Annotated in this window: 5 protein-coding genes; 3 read left to right on the top strand and 2 right to left on the bottom strand. The window is 66.3% G+C overall.

Going from position 1 to position 4,399, the window contains the following annotated elements; translation table 11 throughout:
* Window positions 1-74: 74 nt before the first annotated feature.
* On the top strand, window positions 75-374 hold the full coding sequence (locus tag OO54_RS40605) for an LPXTG cell wall anchor domain-containing protein (RefSeq protein WP_033212677.1): 300 nt from the start codon (window positions 75-77) through the stop codon (window positions 372-374).
* A gap of 118 nt (window positions 375-492) precedes the next feature.
* Here the strand turns inward: OO54_RS40605 and OO54_RS46235 are convergent, their stop codons facing one another.
* A complete protein-coding gene (locus OO54_RS46235; protein WP_157856615.1) occupies window positions 493-645 on the bottom strand; it encodes a hypothetical protein in 153 nt (50 codons plus the stop codon).
* A gap of 260 nt (window positions 646-905) precedes the next feature.
* Between OO54_RS46235 and OO54_RS40600 the strand changes: the two genes are divergently transcribed.
* Window positions 906-1,925 carry a hypothetical protein gene (locus tag OO54_RS40600; RefSeq protein ID WP_157856614.1) on the top strand — a complete coding sequence of 340 codons (1,020 nt, stop codon included), beginning with the start codon at window positions 906-908 and terminating at the stop codon, window positions 1,923-1,925.
* A 40-nt stretch (window positions 1,926-1,965) separates the two neighbouring features.
* A complete protein-coding gene (locus tag OO54_RS40595; protein WP_033212673.1) occupies window positions 1,966-3,144 on the top strand; it encodes a hypothetical protein in 1,179 nt (392 codons plus the stop codon).
* Window positions 3,145-3,372: 228 nt separating this feature from the next.
* On the opposite strand, the gene OO54_RS40590 is transcribed toward OO54_RS40595, so the two are convergent.
* Complete coding sequence (locus OO54_RS40590; protein WP_033212671.1) at window positions 3,373-4,194, bottom strand: hypothetical protein; 822 nt, start codon at window positions 4,192-4,194, stop codon at window positions 3,373-3,375.
* Between the last annotated feature and the right edge of the window lie 205 nt (window positions 4,195-4,399).

Raw genomic sequence — 4,399 nt, 5'->3', positions numbered from 1 at the left:
GCCGTTCCCACTCGGCATCCGTCAGATCACCCCGCCCCATGCCCACAGCAACGACTCGGGCACGGAGTAGTCACATGATCGACCGGACAAGTCCTAGCCTCTCCTCCCAGGGACCACTGCCCTCCGCGTCCGCCTCCACCACTGCCGGCAGCGACTCCGCCAGCATCACCGCCTCGCCGACGGACGACGCCGGCCCGACCGGCTCCCTCGCGAACACCGGCTCCAGCTCCACCACCATCACCCTGCTCTTCGGCGGAGTGGACCTGCTGCTCGCCGGAGCCGCGGCCTTCTACCTCTCCCGGCTTCGGACGAAGCCGGGAGATGCGCAGAGCGCCGCCAGCGCTGGTGAGCACCGAAGCTCCAGCACCGACTGATCAGGCCCGGCCGAAGCGAAAGGCCCCGAGAACCACGCGGTTCTCGGGGCCTTCGGCATGTTCAGCGGCGGCTTGGGCAGTTCACCGTCCTGCGGTCAGCACGTTCCCGCCGGACGGCTCAGATCCGCATGACAGCCACCGACGCGAGGGTTCCTGCAGCCCACGCGAGCAGTGTGGCCTGTCCTGCCGAGAGGCCGTTGTGGGCGGCCCACCGCTTCGCGACGGTGCGGGCAACAACGTGGGCCAGCATCGCCATCTGCTTCCTGGACATGATCAAGTCCTTCCTTTCAAGGTGTGGAAGACGCCATTTCGGCGTCCTGCATTCACAGAAGCAGGGCAAACACGCAGGTGGCAACGGCTGTAGGCCGGTTTGCAAGTTATCGCGGGCCGGGTCGGGAGTACTCAGCTCGTCCGGTCGGCCGCCTCGCCCCTACGCTGCCTCGCATGGCAGTTGAACCCCGTGTCCTGCAGCGCGACGACCTCCTCCGCGCCGCCATTTCCGCCGGCTTCAGCACGATGACCGAGAGGAGGTTGGAGGACTTCCGTCGAGACGGCCTTGTGCCGCGCCCTGTACGCGCCGCCAATGAGGGGCGCAGGCCCGTGTGGATCTATCCGCCCGGCAGCGACCGGCAGCTCGTCCAGCTCCTGCGCTGGCGCGAGCACACGCAGAACGTGGACGTGCTGCGCGTCGTGCTGTGGATCGAGGAGTTCCCCCTCGCCCTGGACGCTGTCCGTGCCTCGGCGACCGCCGTACTGGACGGCCTGCTGTACGAGATGGAACGCCACCTTCGGGCCGAGGCATCCCGCCACGGCCTTGACCCGGTTGCCGAACAGGACACGGTGGTGAGCGCCATCGCGACGCCCATGGCCGCGAAGCGCGGCAAGAACGCTCTGCCCCGCCCGATCCGGGTCCCGGCCGGCGAACGGTCCACCGCGGTCGCGCATCTCCTGCAGATCTTCGTCCTCGGCGAGCAACCGGACGTGACAGAAGAGGAAGCAGAGACGATCGAGAAGGTCCTCGGCGTTTCCCCGGGCCGACGACAGCGCGTGGAGGACGCCGACCCCTGGCTGACCGGTCCGGCGAACGCCCTCGTCGGCGCCGCCGACTTCGTCTCCCTGCCGAGAATGGCCGAAGCGCTTGCCGATGCCACCGATTCCGAATGGGAGGCGGCCCGCTCCCCAGCCGCAGCACTCTTCCTCCAGCTCCCCGTTGTCGCCCGGGCCCTCGTCGCCACATACGGCAAGGAGAACTTCGCAGGCATGGGCGGGCTCACCACATTCGACGAAGAACCCCTGATGGGCGTTCTCCTGGTCGCCTTCGCCCTGGGAGCGCGCCGGGCAGACTGGTTTGGCAACGTGGAAGCGCTGCACGACTCCCTTGCACCCTGGCCCGCCCTGGTCAGCGAGATGGAGCAGGTGCTCGACATGTCGCAGTCCGAACTCAGCCGTAACCTCGCTGGCCACGGGCCCGAGATGCGGGATCGTACCCAGAGGATCATCGACGCCCTCCAGGACGGCGAGTTGAAGCTCGGCCCCCGACCTGCACGCTGACGCACGATTCAGGAAGGAAGGCCGACCTTAGGCTTCTTCTATGAGTACGGTGCGAGCCCGGGTGTGGCGCTTCACGATCGAGAAGGGGAAGACCGGCGCGGAGGCTGTCCAGGCCGTCGAGATCGGACAGGGCCCGCTGCCGGTCTCCTTGGCCGCCGTGGTCAACATCAACGCCCTCGCCTGCGACCTGCGCAAGACGGTCGACCAGCGCGTGCGTGATCACGAGATCAGACTTCTCCTCAGCTACATCATCGGCAGCCAGGGCAAAGGACCGCTCGGAGTCGAGTGCCACGCGCTCGACTCCAGCGCCGGTCACATCAAGCGCTTCGTCAGCGAGTGCACGGGGCTCGGCGTGATGTCGGCCGCCAGTCAGGCCCTGTTCGACTGGACGCCCAAGACCAACGGGCTCGGCAGTTTCGACAACTACGACACCCTCCCGGGAAGAGCGGCCGGGGTGTACGCGAAGACTGGTGTGCGGCCGGATCTCCTCTACGACCTGCCGGCGGGACCGGTCGCAGGGGAAGCACGCGGGCGCCGACGGGATGCCAAGGAGATGTTGCCGCCGGGCAAGGGCACCCCAGAACAGAGGAAGCGCTTGGAGAAGCTCGCGCAGTGGTCCGTTGACCACGGCAATCACGACTACTTCATGAGCTGGGTATGGCTCGGCGCGGGCGGCATCTACGTCGACATCTTCCTGCCCGACGGCTCCGCCGCCCTGGCGGACCTCAAGACCGCGTGGATCGACGCGCCGGGAGGCGTAAAGTCCTGGCAGTTCCGTGTTCCCCGGCCTGACCGCCGCCGTGTCGTCGACCCAGAGCAGGACGGGAGCCTCACGTTCCTGGGTGAACTTTTGCAGCTCAGCAGGGAAATGACTGCCGCCGGGGCGGCGATCAGCCCGGTCGGACTGGAGGCCGAGATCGCGATGGATGTGGCCTTCAGTCGCGAGGAGGACCAGCTGGGCACGCTCGCCGGAGTACCGGTCCGAGGACGGTGGCTCCGCGGCGACCTCCTCGGCGAGGCACGATACGAGGTGCTGCTCGGGTTCCTTGGCGAACGGGTAGAGGTGGACCGCCGTGCTCAACGCGAGCGGCTGACCACCTTCGCGCCCGATCGGCTCGATACGTTTCTCGACGGCCGCCTGGTTACGGTCGTCCGCTCGGTCGAGAGCCCTCGACCGACCTGGGACCGGATCAGCGCAGAGCTGCTGGAGCTGACCTGAGGCCCGTATCCCGCACATCGGCCGGCAGCCGAGAGCCCTAGAGTCTGATCTTGGCGACTGGCCTACTAGCCGTGTCACGTCGCTAACGAGCTCGTTAGGGTCGTCGTCGTCGTCGACGAGGGAGACCGGCGCCGGCCCGTTCGGTCATCTGGAGAACCGGCTGATCGACCGACCGGCGTGTGCACCTGGCGGTCGGTCGGTAGAGGGAGTCATACGGGCAGCGGTCGATCACTCTCGGTCATAGTTCAGGTGGAACAAGAACGGTGATCCGCCCTCGCGCCCGATCAGGCGGAGGTACTCCCTTTCCACGTTTTGAAGGAACGTCAGCTCATGGTCGTAGTCCTCGAAGAGATCCCACTCGTTGATCCCGTCGTCGGCCCACTCGCCGAAGATGTAGTTCTGCCACTTCGCAGCGCCAACGGACCATCGCATCAGCCGATCCGGTGCGAACAGCAGCCACACGTCGTCGATCTCACCCAGGTCGGGCAGGGGATCGAGGGTTTGTGCCATGATCCCGAAGGTCTCCAAGCCCTCCTTGGGCATGTGATCGAGGACGTGCGACACTATGAACACCTGCTTCACGACCTTGAAGTCCAGCTCGGTCGCGGGTGGCACCTTCTTGCCCAACTGCTCGGCAGCCTTGGTGATCTGAGGCATGGCATAGGTCCGCACGACATCATTGATCCCAACGACCTCGGTCGTAAAGACCGGCTCCACTTCCTCGTCATCGGAGCGGCCGAGGTCGGCTTGGAACTTGCGGATGCCGCCGGGCACCGATCCGGGCAGGGATTTGATCTCGATAACCACTGCGGGCTCCGCGTCCTCCTCGACCGGAGCGAACACGAGGTCCGGGCCGCCCGCCGGCTCAACTCCGACCGGGGTTCGCCCCAGGACTGCGGTCATCAGGATGGCCGCCAGATGCTCACCCGAGTTGATCTTCAGGCGCTGTGTATCCTCCGGACTCAGGTACTCGGCGAGGCCACGCATCGCCGTTACCACGAAGTGCGTTCTGATCGCAGTGACCGTAATGCCTGTGAGTTTCTCCGACATCCGCCGAGTATCACCCACTCAGGAGCACGTCTGCGAAAGCATTTCCGCCAGGCAGAGGGGCCCGTGACCGCGGGTCGGTCTCGGGAGTCGACTGGCTGTGGACGATGACTAGGACTTGTCCGGTCGATCATGTGACTACTCCGTGCCCGAGTCGTTGCTGTGGGCATGGGGCGGGGTGATCTGACGGATGCCGAGTGGGAACGGC

Source organism: Streptomyces wedmorensis (genome assembly GCF_000716445.1).
GTDB classification, from domain to species: Bacteria; Actinomycetota; Actinomycetes; order Streptomycetales; family Streptomycetaceae; genus Streptomyces; species Streptomyces wedmorensis.
The sequence above is the reverse complement of the archived record's forward strand: the minus strand, read 5'-3'. Positions and strand labels throughout refer to the sequence as shown.